This is a genomic window from Kaistella haifensis DSM 19056 (assembly GCF_000735695.2).
GTDB classification, from domain to species: Bacteria; Bacteroidota; Bacteroidia; order Flavobacteriales; family Weeksellaceae; genus Kaistella; species Kaistella haifensis.
This window is the reverse complement of sequence record NZ_JASZ02000003.1, coordinates 123,200-139,917: the sequence shown is the minus strand read 5'-3', so window position 1 is coordinate 139,917 and position 16,718 is coordinate 123,200. Positions and strand designations below refer to the sequence as shown.

The 16,718-nt window shown below is 37.8% G+C and carries 13 protein-coding genes; 7 read left to right on the top strand and 6 right to left on the bottom strand.

What is annotated here, in order from left to right; genetic code table 11:
* The first annotated feature begins 23 nt into the window (after positions 1-23).
* On the top strand, positions 24-2,285 hold the full coding sequence (locus AP75_RS03125) for an FUSC family protein (RefSeq protein ID WP_031502154.1): 2,262 nt from the start codon (positions 24-26) through the stop codon (positions 2,283-2,285).
* Here the strand turns inward: AP75_RS03125 and AP75_RS03120 are convergent.
* Positions 2,261-2,872 (bottom strand): 4'-phosphopantetheinyl transferase family protein, encoded by a 612-nt coding sequence (locus AP75_RS03120; RefSeq protein WP_088263570.1) that lies wholly within the window; start codon positions 2,870-2,872, stop codon positions 2,261-2,263. The genes AP75_RS03125 and AP75_RS03120 overlap by 25 nt on opposite strands.
* Positions 2,873-3,024: 152 nt before the next feature.
* Here AP75_RS03120 and AP75_RS03115 point away from each other — a divergent pair, with 152 nt between their 5' ends.
* The 5 genes from AP75_RS03115 to AP75_RS03095 all read left to right on the top strand — a co-directional run bounded on the left by AP75_RS03115 (position 3,025) and on the right by AP75_RS03095 (position 7,653).
* Positions 3,025-3,720, top strand: coding sequence for a hypothetical protein (locus tag AP75_RS03115; protein ID WP_031502153.1), 696 nt, complete (start codon positions 3,025-3,027; stop codon positions 3,718-3,720).
* 137 nt (positions 3,721-3,857) lie between these two features.
* The gene (ahcY, locus tag AP75_RS03110; protein ID WP_088263569.1) at positions 3,858-5,171 is read left to right on the top strand and encodes an adenosylhomocysteinase; all 1,314 of its coding nucleotides are present in this window, start codon (positions 3,858-3,860) and stop codon (positions 5,169-5,171) included.
* 16 nt (positions 5,172-5,187) lie between these two features.
* The gene (locus tag AP75_RS03105; RefSeq protein WP_143755789.1) at positions 5,188-5,997 is read left to right on the top strand and encodes a hypothetical protein; all 810 of its coding nucleotides are present in this window, start codon (positions 5,188-5,190) and stop codon (positions 5,995-5,997) included.
* Positions 5,998-6,007: 10 nt separating this feature from the next.
* Positions 6,008-6,844: a hypothetical protein gene (locus tag AP75_RS03100; protein ID WP_031503452.1), complete on the top strand. Its 837-nt coding sequence runs from the start codon at positions 6,008-6,010 to the stop codon at positions 6,842-6,844.
* 2 nt (positions 6,845-6,846) lie between these two features.
* Entirely contained in the window at positions 6,847-7,653 is an 807-nt protein-coding gene (locus tag AP75_RS03095) for a hypothetical protein (protein ID WP_088263567.1), read from the top strand.
* 94 nt (positions 7,654-7,747) lie between these two features.
* Here AP75_RS03095 and AP75_RS03090 read toward each other — a convergent pair whose 3' ends face one another.
* On the bottom strand, positions 7,748-9,100 hold the full coding sequence (locus AP75_RS03090; RefSeq protein WP_088263566.1) for a DEAD/DEAH box helicase: 1,353 nt from the start codon (positions 9,098-9,100) through the stop codon (positions 7,748-7,750).
* A 173-nt stretch (positions 9,101-9,273) separates the two neighbouring features.
* Here AP75_RS03090 and AP75_RS03085 point away from each other — a divergent pair, with 173 nt between their 5' ends.
* Complete coding sequence (locus AP75_RS03085; protein WP_088263565.1) at positions 9,274-11,430, top strand: outer membrane beta-barrel family protein; 2,157 nt, start codon at positions 9,274-9,276, stop codon at positions 11,428-11,430.
* Between the two features lie 44 nt (positions 11,431-11,474).
* On the opposite strand, the gene guaA is transcribed toward AP75_RS03085, so the two are convergent.
* From guaA to purN, 4 genes are all read right to left on the bottom strand, one after another.
* Positions 11,475-13,004 carry a glutamine-hydrolyzing GMP synthase gene (gene guaA / locus AP75_RS03080; protein WP_031501896.1) on the bottom strand — a complete coding sequence of 510 codons (1,530 nt, stop codon included), beginning with the start codon at positions 13,002-13,004 and terminating at the stop codon, positions 11,475-11,477.
* 106 nt (positions 13,005-13,110) lie between these two features.
* Positions 13,111-14,349: a phosphoribosylamine--glycine ligase gene (gene purD / locus AP75_RS03075; protein WP_088263578.1), complete on the bottom strand. Its 1,239-nt coding sequence runs from the start codon at positions 14,347-14,349 to the stop codon at positions 13,111-13,113.
* Positions 14,350-14,473: 124 nt separating this feature from the next.
* Positions 14,474-15,991: a bifunctional phosphoribosylaminoimidazolecarboxamide formyltransferase/IMP cyclohydrolase gene (purH, locus tag AP75_RS03070; protein ID WP_031502449.1), complete on the bottom strand. Its 1,518-nt coding sequence runs from the start codon at positions 15,989-15,991 to the stop codon at positions 14,474-14,476.
* Between the two features lie 111 nt (positions 15,992-16,102).
* Positions 16,103-16,666 carry a phosphoribosylglycinamide formyltransferase gene (gene purN, locus AP75_RS03065; RefSeq protein ID WP_031502448.1) on the bottom strand — a complete coding sequence of 188 codons (564 nt, stop codon included), beginning with the start codon at positions 16,664-16,666 and terminating at the stop codon, positions 16,103-16,105.
* Positions 16,667-16,718: the final 52 nt, after the last annotated feature.

Sequence of the window (16,718 nt, the reverse complement as noted above, 5' to 3'; positions counted from 1 at the left end):
AGAATAACCTTTAAATTTGCAACATGAACTATGCTACACAACTCCGGAAATTTACAACCAGCCAATATATTTATTCGGCGATTCGTATTTCACTGGCGATTGTGATTCCGAGCATTATTTTGGCCTATTTTGGCTTATTGAAAGAATATTTCCTCTTTCCTTTAGCAACCAGTTTTGTGGGACTTACAGACCAACCTGGGCCTTTTATCCGCCGAAGAAACGCGCTGATTCTCGCCGTAATTTCTTTCTTTTTCGTGGCTTTAGTTGCGAGTTTTCTTAAGAATTATCCGGTCCTGATTTATTTAGAAATTATTTTCTTCGGGATGTTTTTCTCGATGATTGGGATTTACGGACAACGACTCGCGGCGGTGGGTTCGCTTTCTTTGGTAGTTTTAGGGATTTTCATCGATGGTCATCTTAGCGGAGAAAATTTAGTGCACAGTTTACTTATTTTTTTTGCAGGATCCGTTTTTTATCTGCTGATTTTTTTAATCGTTTCTAAAATCCAACCTTATAAATTAGCGGGACAAATGGTCGGCGAAAACTACCTCGAGCTTGCGGATTATCTGACCATTAAATCTAAATTTTACCAGCCAAATGCCGATTTCGAATTCCTACATTCGCAGGTGATAGCCCAACAGATTAAAATTAAAAACCTTCAGGAAGAAACAAGGGAAACTGTTTTCAGAACAAGAAAAATCGTCAATGAATCGACTACCACAAGCCGACTTTTGATGTTGATGTTCCTTAATTCCATTGACCTACACGAAAAACTGATGACGTCAGAGAGCGACTACCGCAAAATTCAGGAAAGCTTCGGAGATTCAGGATTTTTAACTTCAATTAGCATTTACCTTTCGAAAATTTCAGAGGAACTCAGCAATATCGGAATTGCTTTGCAAGGCGGCATCAAAGCTAAACCTATTTATAAAATTGACCAAGAATTAAGCGAAATCTTCGAGCAATATTTCGAACTGAGAAGCCAGCGACTGAATGCGGAAAACTTAGAAGATTTCATGATTCTACGCCTGATTTTGGTACGAATTACCGATATTACCGACGAGATTAAAACCATTTACAAAGTTTTTACCCAAGACAAAAAACTAGCAAAAAGTCTTTCTACAGGTTTAGATTACCGAAAATTTGTAACTGCGGAAGAGAAAATCAACTTTAAAGTGTTGCGCAATAATCTTTCGCTGAAATCTTCGCATTTTCGTCATTCGGTGCGCATTACTGTTGCCTTGCTGATTGGTTACGCCATTTCAAAGCTGAGTTTCCTGGGAATCGGGCATTCTTACTGGATCCTTATTACCCTTGTTGCGATCATGAAACCCGCCTACTCTACCACCAAACACCGCAATCTGTTGCGATTGTATGGAACTGTTGTGGGTGCAATCATTGCATATCTTATTTTATATTTCATCGACAACAGTACAGTTCTTCTCGCCATTTTACTCTTTTCGATGATTCTTTGTTTCACCTTTCTTAAAGTAAGATATTTTTGGGCAGTTCTGTTCATGACGATTTATATTTTCCTGACATTTAATTTCTTGAACCCCGGAAATGTCAACCTTATTTTCAAAGATCGAATCCTGGATACCGCTATCGCTGGACTCGTTGCTTTCGCTGTTTCCTATTTTGTTCTGCCGGTTTGGGAACATACCCAGAATCTGGAACTAATGCAGAAAACGGCCAAAAGTAATCTGAACTATTTTCAGGCAGCGATGGATATCTTTCAAAATGAAAATGCAAATATTCAGGATTTTAAACTTAAAAGAAAAGACGCAATTATCGATCTTGGAAACCTTTCTGATAATTTCCAAAGGATGATTTCTGACCCCAAAAACCAGCAGAAAAAGATGGAACTTGTCCATCAGTTTGTGAATACCGCACACTTGATTACTGCGTACATTGCTTCATTTTCACAGTATTCCAAAAAAGCAAAAGAATACCCGGAAATCGATTTTGCGAGTTGGAACCGTAAAATTTCTGCAGAATTATTGCGCACCGCACTTATCCTGAATCAGAAAAAATACCACCGCGATATTGTGGCAGAAAGCCGGCTAAAACCTGAAGATTCTGTAGAAAAACTCCTCGAAAAGAGAAAAAAAGAAATCTTGGAAAATGAAATTTCGGACCGCCGGGATCCAAACCGAATTACGAGATTAACCGAATTGAAAAACCTAAGAGAAATCCTAGAACTGATCTACGATGTGGCGAAGGAACAACGAAAATGTGCGGAAAAACTAGAACCGGAAAATCAGTCGACAATTGTGAAGCAATAATGATCGAAAAACTCAACCCGCGCTTTGTACAGATCTGAAATCCGCTCATCATGGACTCTGCAGGTGATATTAAATGGAAAATCCAAACTGAAAGGCTTCACTTCATAGTGTTTCTTCAGCGACCAATAGTTGGAATGGTGAATCTTGTACATACTTTCTTTCAAGGACCAAATCACCGTGAGATACGCCACTTCTTTGTCTTTTTCAATAAAGCCGGCTTCCTCTTCTTTCAAAAATTTATGCTTAATTCTGACAATTTTTGGGTTAAACGATTCTATATCAATTCCGACTTTATTTTTAGAAATAGCCAATGCCGCGAATGGAAACGAATGGGTAATTGAAATCTCGAAATCCTTCGGATACAGATAAGGTTCGCGCCCGTTGTACAGAATTTTATAGCCAGGCAAAACCGATTTCAGGATTTTCCTCACCAAAAGATGCTCTTTTAGTTTCGTCGGATGGTAATCTTTAATCCGATCAACATTTTCTTTTTCCAGCAATTCTTGTGGATCTAGCATTTCATTTTCATCATATTTCCAAAGAAGTATGGTAGCTTGATCATCGGAAAAATCTCTGTATAAAGGCATAATTCAACAAAACAAATTAAAACTGATGCTTCGCAAAAATACTTATTTTTTTTGAGGTAAAAATTGGGAAATAAATTGGATATAAGTTCGCTGTAAAAAACGACTCCAAAAAGATGAATTATGCTACTTTTGTAAACCACAATCGCACTGCAATGAATTCGCAAACCGAGCAAAGCCTGATAAAAACGTTTTCCACTTTTGATGAACTGGTGAACAACCGTTTTCAGGGAAATACCAATGCGTTTTGCTGGCAAAGAAACCTAGACGGCGACTTCTGTGAAATCGTAAACCAACTTTCTTTAGAAGATGATATTACGGAGATTTCTGCCGATAATCTTCTCGAACTTCAACTCACAGAATCGGGAAATCGCGCAAGACAAATCATTTTAAATGATATACAATTACTCGAAAACTTCGGAGCTGCTCCATCACTCAACCTTTTAAAATCTTATGAACGTGATGATGAATTTAATTTTATGGCAAGAGACGTTTATTCCTTTCATGTAGACCGATCGCCAATTGCGGCGGATACTTTTTTATGCACGTATTTTGGAGCTTCAAGTGATATTTTGCCCAATAATCAGGCGATACAAAAAATCAAAATCCCCGAAATTTTAGAAGAACTAAAAGCAATGCATGATGGTCATACTGAACCTTTTGAAACATTCGTTGAAGAAAACTTTTTCGACCTCCATTATGATGCAAAACCCGGAGCAACGCCTATTAACCTTGGCAACGGAAATCTTTGGAGATTGGCGGTAGATCATCCTTTTCAGGAAGTTTTGGCCTGTATTCATCGAGCTCCGCAAGAAAAAAATGGAGAATACCGGTTGCTATTAATTTGTTGATAACCACGATTCATTAATCGCTAAATCATTAAAAAAATAACAACATTCTACACAAAGAAGCCTAATAAACACATCAAACAAACGGTTTTGAAAGTCAGAATAAAATTGCTTAATTTTGTAAAAATTTTTTCAATTCAATGAACACAACAACACAATACGTTCCTTACAAAGTAAAGGACATTTCCCTAGCTGAATGGGGCCGAAAAGAAATTATGCTCGCGGAAGCAGAAATGCCTGGCTTGATGGCAATTCGCGAAGAATACGGACCATCACAACCTTTGAAAGGAGCCAGAATTGCTGGATGTCTTCACATGACGATCCAAACGGCAGTTTTGATTGAAACTTTAGTAGCATTGGGTGCTGAAGTTACTTGGTCTTCTTGCAACATCTTTTCTACCCAAGATCACGCTGCTGCTGCGATTGCTGCCGCAGGAATCCCTGTATATGCTTGGAAAGGAATGAACGAGGAAGAATTCGAATGGTGTATCGAACAAACCGTGTTTTTCGGGGAAGATAGAAAACCATTGAACTTAATCTTGGATGATGGTGGAGATTTAACCAACTTGGTTTTCGATAAATATCCTGAATTAACTGCAGGAATTAAAGGTCTTTCTGAAGAAACGACAACCGGGGTTCACCGTTTGTATGAAAGAATGGCGAACGGAACTTTGGTAATGCCAGCAATCAACGTGAATGATTCGGTAACCAAATCCAAATTCGACAATAAATACGGATGTAGAGAATCTGCAGTGGATGCAGTAAGAAGAGCTACTGATATAATGTTGGCGGGCAAAAGAGTGGTAGTTTGCGGATATGGTGACGTGGGGAAAGGTACTGCGGCTTCTTTCCGAGGTGCAGGATCTATCGTAACTGTTACCGAAGTAGATCCAATCTGTGCATTGCAAGCAGCTATGGAAGGTTACGAAGTTAAGAAACTAGAAAATGTGGTAGAAAATGCGGACATTGTGATCACTACTACCGGTAACTTCAACATCGTAAGAGCTGAGCATTTCAAAAAGATGAAAGATAAAACCATCGTTTGTAACATCGGTCACTTCGACAATGAAATCGACATGGTTTGGTTGAACAAAAACTACGGCGATACCAAATATGAAGTAAAACCACAAGTGGATATTTACAACGTTGACGGGAAAGAAATTATCATTCTTGCAGAAGGAAGATTGGTAAACTTGGGCTGCGCAACCGGTCACCCATCATTTGTGATGAGTAACTCATTCAGTAACCAAACCTTAGCACAAATCGAATTGTGGACGAATTCCGAAGCTTACAAAAACGAAGTATACACGCTTCCGAAAAAATTAGATGAAAAAGTTGCCGCTCTTCACCTGAAAAAAATCGGGGTAGAATTGGAAACTCTTTCACCTGAACAAGCAAAATATATCGGTGTAGAAGTCGAAGGACCTTTCAAACCGGAATACTACAGATATTAATTAGATAAAACCACAAATGATGAAAATTAAATTATTACCTGGCTTCCTGGTAGTATTTGCGTTATCCCATGCCCAAGTTGGCATTGGCGAAAATGTTACTACTTTCGATGATTCCGAAGCCCTTAAAGTTGTTTCTTCGAACAAAGGGGTCTTATTACCCAATGTATCGATCCCTAACCTTTCGAACGCTGCTCCGGTTACTAATCCGGCCAATTCATTGATTGTTTATAACACCAATACAAACACCGGAAAAGGTTTTTATTATTGGTCCAATAATAAATGGAATCCGTTCCTAAACACCACCAATATTTACAAATATTTGGGGATTGTACGTTCTGAATCGAGCACTTCTACCTCCGGAGTTAATGACAGTACTCCCATTTCCGGTGTTAGCTATACAATGGGAGAAGGGCCTTCCGCGCACGATTGGCAATTAATTCCTGGACTTTCAAAGACCATTGAACTATATTCTCCTCAAAACACGGTGTCGGTTTCCGGAAGCGGCATCGTTCAGGTTAATTCTGCAGCGAACGATAATACGGATATGACCTACTCTATTGCACTATTTGTCGACTCAAAACTCGCCGGAGTTCGAAATTTCCAAATTGTTGGAAATAGCGCTTGTATATATAACGACTTCAATGTGTATTTCAATGTGAATAACTTAGGTATCGGAAACCATAATATAGAATTACGGGAAACATTAAGAGTAAAGGAAGTAAGTTCGCAAAGCATCACATTTGGAGGGAAACATTCAGCATGCAGCAATCTGAGCCCTCTGATGGACAAATCGATTATGAATATTAAAATCTCAGAAAAACCTTAAAACTATCACCATGAAAAAAATATTTTTAACCTTGATATTTTCCAGTAGTGTTGCTTTCGGACAGGTTGGTATAAATACAACCACTCCACATCCTTCTGCGATTTTGGATATTAGAGCTACTGATAAAGGGGTCAGTCTACCGAAAATATCGCTTCATAGCAGGACAGATATTACCGCTGTTCCAAATCCTAAAGAATCATTAATTATTTACAACACGAATAATTCCCTTAATGGAAAAGAAGGGTACTATTTCTGGGACGGTGCGAAATGGGACTATTTCTTCACAGATCTTAACCAAGGAAATTTGATGAATCAAGTGAAATACTACAACTCGATCTCCAACACTGCCTACACTTTCACGCAAAACCCTGTGAATCAATTCTATGGATACATCGCACATGCTGCCGGTGAAACATTAAATACTTCCCAATGGACTGTAATTTCTGACCTTACAAAAACAATCACTATCGATAGACCTCAAAATGAAACATTGATGAATATAAACGGTATGTTTCAAGTGAATAATGGAGCATCGAACTCTACAGGTGGTATTAGTTCAAGTATTGGCTTTTTTGTGGATGATAAGCTGATTGATGTAAAACCAATGTTTCTCGATATTGAATCTTCTTGTTCTTACCGACAATTCATGATCTATGGTCTAGCAAAAAATCTATCCGTCGGTAATCATACTGTAAAATTTGCAATCCGAAATATTTCTGCTCCTACAATCAATGGGCTCACAGTGACCTATGGAGGTCCAAATACCAGTAGTTCGTGCAATACGCTTACGAATTTCGAAGCAGCTATCAGTAGCACAATTTCTATTAACCAACCTTATGTTTTTTAACGATGAAAACAATATCAACTATTTTAACCCTTTTGATTATTACTTTAAGTAATTTATCAACAGCCCAAGTATTGATTGCCGGAAATATCACCAATAATACGCCACATCCAAGTGCAGTACTAGAAATTTCCGATACTAAGCGAGGAATATTACTACCTCAAGTTCCTCTAACCGCTTCAAACGACAATACGTCGGTTCCTACTCCTGTACAAGGATTGCTTGTGCAAAATACCAACACCCAAAAGGTTAATTTCTGGGCTAATGGCCAATGGAATAGAATTTTTCAGGTTGCAGATGGCTTAGCTATTATACAACAAACTGAAAACTTTTCTGGAAACTCCGGAGCAAGCACTACAATTTCTACATTTCCTAGCAGCATGCCACTATTTACTGCTAATAGTTCTACCGCAAATTGGACCAATTTAGGCGCAACTGCAACGGTTGTGATTACTAATACTTCCAATACCACTTATATTAATATAGAAGGTATGTCTCAAATTAATAATGCAAATAATACCCAACAAGAGTTTCAATTTGCTATTGGAGTTTTTGTAAATAATCAATTAAAATTGGCGAGTAAATACACGAAAGCTGGCAAGAATTTTGCTTGTAACTGGCGAAAATTTAATTTAGCAGGAATCATTAGCGATTTACCTATTGGTACCCATACCGTATCTGTTTATGGTAGAAATCTGCCAAAAATAACAACGGGATACAGTTCTGTTACGTATGGTGGTAACGCTTCAAATTGTAGCAACATCAATAATGATATGGCTAGAATATTTGTGACCGCGCAGGTTACTCAATAAATAATACGGAAAGCATTTTTATAATGCTAAAGATTTCTATTACTTTTATTTCTGCATTATTAATAGAAAATAAAATAATCCCGGAAATTCGGGATTATTTTTTTCGCTTCGCTTTCGATTTGGCTTTTGCCTGCGCGCGGTTCGTAGGTTTGGTCTTCGGGGGATTCCTTCTGGTTGGTCCTCCGAGATTGATCTTTTTATTCTTATCTTTTTTATCATGGAAAGCGCCACCACCTTCTTCCAATTTCACGGTGTGTGCATTTTTCATCACCACTGTTTCTTTTTCTGAAGCGATTTTCACCGGATTTACCTTTACTTCAGCAGGGAAGTCTTGTAATTTCAATTCTTTATCCATCAATAATTCGATATCCAGAAGCAAAGTTTCTTCTTTTTTCGTAACAAAAGAAATAGAGATCCCGTTCTTATCAGCACGTCCGGTTCTACCAATTCGGTGGATATACTGCTCCGGAATTTCCGGAATTTCGAAGTTGATAACGTGGGTAATATCCGAAATATCCAAACCTCTCGCCATAATGTCGGTAGTAATCAAACCTCGCACTTTTTGAGCTTCGAAGTTTCTCATCGCATTCAGACGGTAATTTTGGGATTTGTTGGAGTGAATGACATCGAATTCATCAGGGAATAACTCATCAATTTTTGTATAAAGATAATCGGCATTCTTTTTATTATTACAGAAAATCAAAACTTTAGAAAAATCGGTATCGGTTTTCAGCAAATGTTCGAGAAGATTAATTTTGGTATTAAAATTCTCCACTTTAAAGGCAATCTGTTCAATTTTTTCCAGCGGAGTTCCCGATTTTGCCAAGGAAATCTCTATCGGATTTGCAAAATATTCCTCTAAAACTGCGTCAACCGCTTCGGTCATGGTTGCCGAAAAAAGAATATTCTGTCTTTTTTCTCTTAACATGGTGAAAATATTCGATAATTGCGATTTGAAACCCAAATTCAGCATTTCGTCAAATTCGTCGACTACCAATTTCTGAACTTCCTTCAGAGAGATCGCATTATCAATTGCCAAATCCATAGTTCTTCCCGGAGTTCCTACCAAAATATCGCATCCGTCATTGAAAAGCAATTTCTGAGTTTTGATATTCACACCACCGTAAATTCCTACTACTCTCGCAGTAATATTCTGGGTGAGATTTTTCACAATATCGGTCACCTGAACCACCAATTCCCGTGTCGGAACGAGTATTAGTACCGTGGGATTGCCAGTTTTGTTGTATTTCCATGTTTTAAGAATTGGCAAAAGATACGCTAAGGTTTTTCCGGTTCCTGTTTGGGCAATTCCCATTACATCACGGCCAGAAAGGATTGGTTTAAGGGATTTTTCTTGAATTGGCGTAGGTTCAAATAAATTTTGATCAGCCAATACGTCAAGAATCTTTTCGGGTAATTCAAAATCGGCAAAAGTGATTTTTTCCATTTTGCAAAGATAGTTTATTTCAGAAAAAGGAAATTCAAAGTTGTAAATCTTTCATTAACAGAGAAAATTGCCGCATTTTTTAAGTAAATAAACCTAATATTTTCTCTATTAATAAAACTATAATGTAACAAAGAAGCACAAATGATTGTCTTATTGAAAAAATTAATAACCATATGACAAAAACGCTGAACTTTTTTGCGTTTTTCTCTGTAACCATAATTTCTGGGCAGATAAAAACAGACTCTACCAAAACAAAAGATATTGCCGAGGTAACAGTAATTGCCAGAAAACCAACCATCGAAAACAAGACGGACAGAACGGTCTTTAATGTAGCGAACAGCTCCATACTTGCGGGAAACACCACTTGGGATGTCCTGAGAATGACACCGCTGGTAAGCATGGACAGCAATGATAACCTGCTTGCCGAAGGTGAATCGGTGACCGTTAACATCAACGATAGAAAAACTGTTTTCACTGGCAAAGAGCTGAAAGATTACCTGAAAACCATCGCTGCAGATAATCTGATGAAAATTGAAGTAATCACCACGCCATCCGCAAGATATGAAGCAGCCGGACCGGTGATCAATATCGTGCTGAAAAAACTGGAAAACGAAGGTACAAAAGGCAGTGTTTCCCTTACCAATACTCAAAATACCAAAAATTCGCAGTACGCTAATTTCAATCTTAATTATCACAAAAAGAATTTCACCGAAACCTTAACCGGCGGTTATAGTGACAATTCGCAAGTCATGAAAAACTACAATGAAAATTTTATTTATGAAAACAACGAACTAACCAAGATCGTCACTGAAAGTACGGAAACCGGTAAATCTCCTTCATTCTCAAGTTCTTCGGAGCTGGAGCTGAATGACAAAAACAATATTGGTTTTATTTTCGAATATTCCCAAACCAAAAGAAGTAGTTTTTCGGATGCTTATGGGGAAAATTTTATCGGAAACAATTTGCAAAATTTCTATGCAAAAAACCAAAGTCTGACTGGTTTAAACAGAAATTTGGGCTCTAATCTCTATTACAAATATTACGATAAAGAAAAAAACAAAATCATGGATCTAAATGCCGGGATCAATTACAGTTCGGTGACAGATACGAACGAGCACCTTACCAATTTTAGCGCAAACAGCATTCCTACGGGAATTCGTATTTTGGCAGATAACCAAAACCGCGAATATTATTTCAAGGCAGATTATTCGCAACCTCTGGGAAAAAGGGGAAGTACGCTTGAATTCGGCGGAAAAAGCAGCTATAAAAACTATGTAATACCTTATGACTATTACGGATTATCCGGCAACAACTGGCTGGAAGATCTTTCCCGAAGCAATGATTTTCAATATTTAGAAAATTTAAACTCGTTGTATGCCAATTTCAGCAAAACATTTTTCAAGAAATTAGAAACCAGAATCGGTTTGCGCTACGAATATATTTGGTTTAAAGTACGGCAGGATATCGGAAATATTGAAAAAACAGATTCTTACGGAACCTTCCTTCCAGATTTGTTAGTAAAATATCCAATTTCGGAAAACACGGATCTTACCGCAACGTACAAGCACAATATTTGGCGGCCTTGGTACAATGAAATGAATCCTTTCGAATTGCCGATGGATAACGGGACCTACATGCGCGGAAATATGAATCTGGACCCCAATCCGAACGACAGATTCAGTCTGAAAATCGGACTTTACAAGAAATATTTTCTTACAGCAAGCTATTGGTATAGCAACCAGGATTACTGGACTACCTATTTCAAAGACGGCGATAAAACCATCCAAATGGAAGAAAATTTCCCAGGAAAAGTAGCAAAATATGGCTTAAACTTTAATACCAATCAGGCTTTTTTAAAAAATAAACTGAATGTAAATCTAAGTCTGAACTTAAATTACACCGATAATAGTGATTTTAATGCTCAAAATAATCTGAAGGATGCTAAAGATTATTTCACCAATTTTGGAGGTTCGTCCAATATATCTTATAACAATCTCTTCAATAAAAATATCAACATCAATGGATGGTTCGGATTGTTCAGTCAGAATTTTGGAAATTCGTATGGCAATCAAATGAATTTCTTCCACAATATTTCGGTGACTAAAATTTTCCCAAAAACGCAGATGGAAGCGAGTCTGCAGATGTACAATATTTTCCAAAGACCAGTGTTTGATATAACGACCTATACGCCGCTCGGAACTTTTAGAAACTCCACTAAAGCCGACTGGTACGGATTTTCTTTAACCTTCATCAAAAGATTCGGAAATCAAAAGGTAAAAGAAAGCATGAAAACCAATGTTGCAAAAGACAGCGGCGGAAGCAAAGAATAAAATAAAATCCTTCTGAAAATTCAGAAGGATTTTTTTCTTAAAGCCTATTCCCATTCAATAGTTGCAGGTGGTTTGCTAGAAATATCATAGGCAATTCTGTTGATACCTTTCACTTCGTTGATGATTCTGTTCGACACATTTTCCAAGAATTCCCACGGGAATTTACTGAACGTTGCTGTCATGAAATCCGTGGTCTTAGCTGATCGAACGACCGCAGTGTATTCATAAGTTCTCTCATCGCCCATTACGCCAACAGATTTTACCGGAAGCAAAACTACAAATGCCTGAGAAACAGTTTCGTACAAGTTATTTTTATACAATTCTTCGATGAAAATATCATCAGCTTCCTGTAAGATTTTCACTTTTTCTTCATCTACTTCGCCTAAAATTCGAATTCCCAAACCAGGTCCAGGGAACGGATGACGATGAACCAAATGATGAGGAATACCAAGCTCCTCGCCTACTTTTCTTACCTCATCTTTAAATAATTCTCTCAAAGGTTCCAGCAATTCAAAATCCATTTCTTCGGGAAGTCCGCCCACATTGTGATGCGATTTGATCACTGCTGATGGACCTTTCACCGACTGGCTTTCGATAACATCCGGATAGATGGTTCCTTGAGCGAGGAATTTTGCACCTTCTATTTTGTGAGATTCTTCATCAAAAACAACAACGAATTCATTCCCGATGATTTTTCGCTTTGCTTCCGGATCCGAAACGCCTTTCAATTTTGCCATGAATCGATCTTTCGCATCGATCAATTTGATGTTTAAGTGAAAATGTTCACCATAATTTTTCATCACTTTTTCAGCTTCATTTTTTCTTAAAAGTCCGGTATCTACAAAGATACATTGCAACTGATCGCCGATGGCCTTATGAATTAAAACCGCCGCCACGGAAGAATCTACACCACCGGAAAGACCAAGAATCACCTTCTGATCTCCCACTTTTTCTTTGATTTCGGCTACAGTTTTATCGATATAATTGGTAAGTTTCCAATCTTTTGGAGCTTTACAAATATTAAAAACAAAATTTTCAATCATTCGAGCACCTTCTTCGGTATGAGACACTTCCGGATGAAACTGCACGCAATAAATTTTCTTGCTTTCATCAGAAATGGCTGAAATAACATCCGTTGTTCCGTTGATTACAAAACCTTCCGGAACATTTTCTACCTCATCAAAGTGGCTCATCCACACGGTTGAAAATCGGCTCACTCCAGAGAGTAATGCATTGGATTTTAGGATTTCAAATTTTGCTTTTCCGTATTCGCCTTTTTCACCTTTTTTCACTGTTCCGCCCAAAAGATGGGTGGTGAGTTGCATTCCGTAGCAAATTCCCAAAACCGGAATTCCTTTTTCGAAAAGTGCTCGATCAACCAAATGAGCATTTTCTGCATTCACCGAACTTGGTCCGCCGGAAAGAATAATTCCAGAAGGATTTCTTGCTACAAGATCTTCTATACTTGTATTGAAAGGAAGGACTTCCGAATAAACACCGAGTTCTCGGATTCTTCTGGCAATCAACTGGTTATATTGAGATCCAAAATCAAGGATGATAATACCGTTATTCATTAAATATTTACTTTTTATTATTTCTAATTTCTTACTGCTTGTTTTTCAAAAGATTAGGATAGAATTTATTATAAAAAAAAGGCGTGATTTCTCACGCCTTTCGCTACTAAAATTTCCCGATATCTTCTCTATAAATCTCGTAATCGAAGCTGATGATTTTAGCATCATCGTAAACTTTTTTGCGGGCTTCTTCATAGGTCGCTCCTGTAGCAACTAAACTTAAAACTCTACCTCCTGCCGTCACAATGCGGGTTCCGGATCTTTTAGCACCTGCAAAGAGCACCTGGCTTTCTTTTACTTTATCTAAATTTCTGATTTCAAAACCGGTTTCAATTCTTCTTGGATACCCGCCGGAACACATCACGAGGCAAACTGCTTTTTCATCTTTAAATTTCAAGTTGATGTCTCTTCCTTCCAAGCAATCGGTAATCACGTCGAACAATTTGTTTTCCATCAAAGCCAAAATCACTTGAGCTTCCGGATCTCCCATTCTCATATTATATTCCAAAAGGAAAGTTCCGTTGTTGGTCACCATTAAACCAAAAAAGATAAAACCTTTAAATTGAATATTCGCTGCTTCCAAACCTGCAAGCGTTGGTTTCATGATATTTTCTTCAAAATCTTGGAAATGTTCTGCTGTAAATTCAGGGCTCGGAGCCACACTTCCCATTCCACCAGTGTTTGGACCGGTATCTCCGTTTCCAACTTTTTTATAATCTTTCACAGGAATGCAAGGGAACAATTTCTTTCCGTTGGAAAAAGCGATAATTGATGCTTCAAAACCTTTCAGATATTCCTCAATCACCAATTGAATTCCGGCATCACCATAAATTCTTTCGATCATAAATTGATGAATCGTGGATTCAGCTTCCATCAGATTTTCAGCGATAACTACACCTTTTCCGCCGGCTAAACCACTCGCTTTGATCACAATTGGGAATTGCTGCTGTTTAACATAATCAATCGCATCCTTATAAGCATCGAAAACAACTGCTTTTGCGGTTTTGATGTTATTGGTCTGCATGAATTTTTTGGAAAAAGCTTTGCTTCCTTCCAATTCTGCTGTTCTTTTTCTTGGTCCGAAAATTTTGAGGCCGTGTTTCTTAAATTCATCTACAATTCCTTCAACCAAAGGCGCTTCAGGTCCTACAATCGTAAGATCGATTCTTTCTTTGATGGCAAGATCTCTTAATCCTTCTACACTTTGTTCGTACACATTTTGCCCAAGTTGATCGGTCGTTGCATTACCCTGTGCAAAATACATTTTCGTAATTCTGTTGTCGCCTTTCAGTTTTACTGCAATTGCAGACTCTCTAGCTCCATTTCCTATGATTAATATTTTCATTATCTTATTATTTGAATTCTCCAAAATTACTAATTTGAAAGTGAATCTCAAATGTTGTTCGGAGAAAAAGTTTATTCATTTCTCAAAAATCCAGCGATTCAAACAGCCGTTATTTTAAAAATTATCAATGTAAAAAGTGGCGCATTCCGGTGAACATCATCGGTATTCCGTGTTCATTTGCTGCTTCAATGCTTTCCTCGTCGCGCATACTTCCACCAGGTTGGATGATGGCCTTGATTCCCTCTTTTGCACAAAAATCAACCACATCTCTGAATGGGAAAAAAGCATCGGAAGCGAGTACCAAATCTCCTTGGAACTTTTCTTTTGCTCTTTCGATAGCGTGTTGTGTTGCCCAAATTCTATTCACTTGGCCACCACCAATTCCTAAAGCTTGAACACCGTTGGAAACCACAATCGCATTGGATTTTACATATTTTACAACGCGTTGCGCAAACAAAAGTGCTTTTTGTTGTTCCTCGGTGGGTTTAAAAATTGTAACGGTTTCAATTTTTTCTGAAAATTGGGTATCATTATCCTGCACCAAAATTCCGCCATCTACTTTTACCCAGGTTTGAGCATCGGAAACAGGGTTCTTAATCTTGATAATTCTTAAATTTTTCTTCTTTCTTAAAATTTCAATAGCATCTTCATCAAAAGATGGCGCCATCACAATTTCCAAGAAAGTTTTGTTGAGCTCCTCTGCTGTGGCTGCATCTACATTAAAATTCATTCCAATAATCCCGCCAAAAATAGAAACTGGATCACATTCGAAGGTTTTTTTGTAGGTTTCTAAAGCCGAATTCCCTACCGCAACACCGCAAGGTGTGGAATGTTTTACCGCGCAACAAGCCATTTCGTTTTTGAATTCGTTGACTACCTTCCAACACAAATCCATATCGCGTAAGTTATTGAATGACAATTCTTTTCCGCCCAAAATTTCAAAATCTTTCATCGCTCCGTTTTCGGTAGTGGAAACATAATACGCAGCAGTTTGATGAGGATTTTCACCATATCGTAGGTCTGAAAATTTCTTGTAAGAAGCACTCAAATAAGTTGGATATGGTTCATCGAGCAACATTCTGGAAATCGCTGCATCGTAAGCTGAAGTCAAATTAAAGACTTTTCCGGCGAGTTTTTTTCGAGTTTCCAAAGTTGTACTTCCGGTTTCTGCAATTTCCTGCTGAATTTTTGCATAATCTTCCACATCGGTAATTACGGTAACAGAATTGAAATTTTTTGCTCCTGATCTCAACATGGAAGGTCCGCCGATATCGATAAATTCTACTTTTTCATCTAAAGAAATATCGGAATTTGCATTTTCGAAAAACGGATACAAATTGACGATCACCATATCGATCAACCCGATTTCATGTTGCTGAACGGTGCTCATGTGTTCCTCATTATCACGAACTGCGAGTAATCCGCCGTGAACTTTAGGGTGCAAGGTTTTCACTCTTCCGTCCAACATTTCAGGAAAATCCGTCACTTCATCAATCTGAATCGGGTGCAAACCAGCATCTTTCAAATGTTTGAAAGTTCCGCCTGTGGAAACCAATTCGTAGTTATTTTCTTCTAAAAATCTTGCAAATTCTATAAGTCCGGATTTATCGGAAACAGAAATCAGTGCTCTCTTTTTTGACATTTTCTTTCTTTTTTACTTTTTATTAAATCTCTGGTCATCAATTTTCATTTTGACTTCCATTATTCTTTTTTATTCATTTTTAAAGTTAATCTTCGAAAGATTTCCAATGAATCAATCTTCCAAAACCTTATTGATCGCTTTCGGGAAAATTTCGTATTCCACTTCATGAATCTTCTTTGCTAAGGATTCCACAGTTTCTGATTCTATAATCGGAAATGATTTTTGAAGGATAATTTCACCTTCATCAATCCCTGGAGTTACGAAATGTACGGTAGCACCGCTTTCTTTTTCTTTCGCTTCCAAAACCGCTTTGTGAACGTGGTTTCCCCACATTCCTTTTCCTCCGAATTTAGGCAAAAGTGCTGGATGAATATTGATAATTTTTCCGGGGAAATTTTCACAAAATTCTTTGCTGATGATTGATAAAAATCCTGCAAGAATGATTAAATCGGTATTTCCGGGAATTTCTTTCGCTAAATTCTCGCAGAAAGTTCTTCCTCTTTTGATTAAAATATTTTTGATTCCGTGATTTTTGGCTCTTTGCAAACCAAAACATTCGCGATCAGCAACTACCAAATTTATGGTAGCGTTGGGAATTTCTCCCTGTTCAATCGCATCGATGATCCGCTGAAGATTGGAGCCGGAACCGGAAACGAGGACTACTAGATTTTTCATAAAACGCTTTACATTTTAGGCAGATACGGGACAAAAAACTAACCGCCTAAAG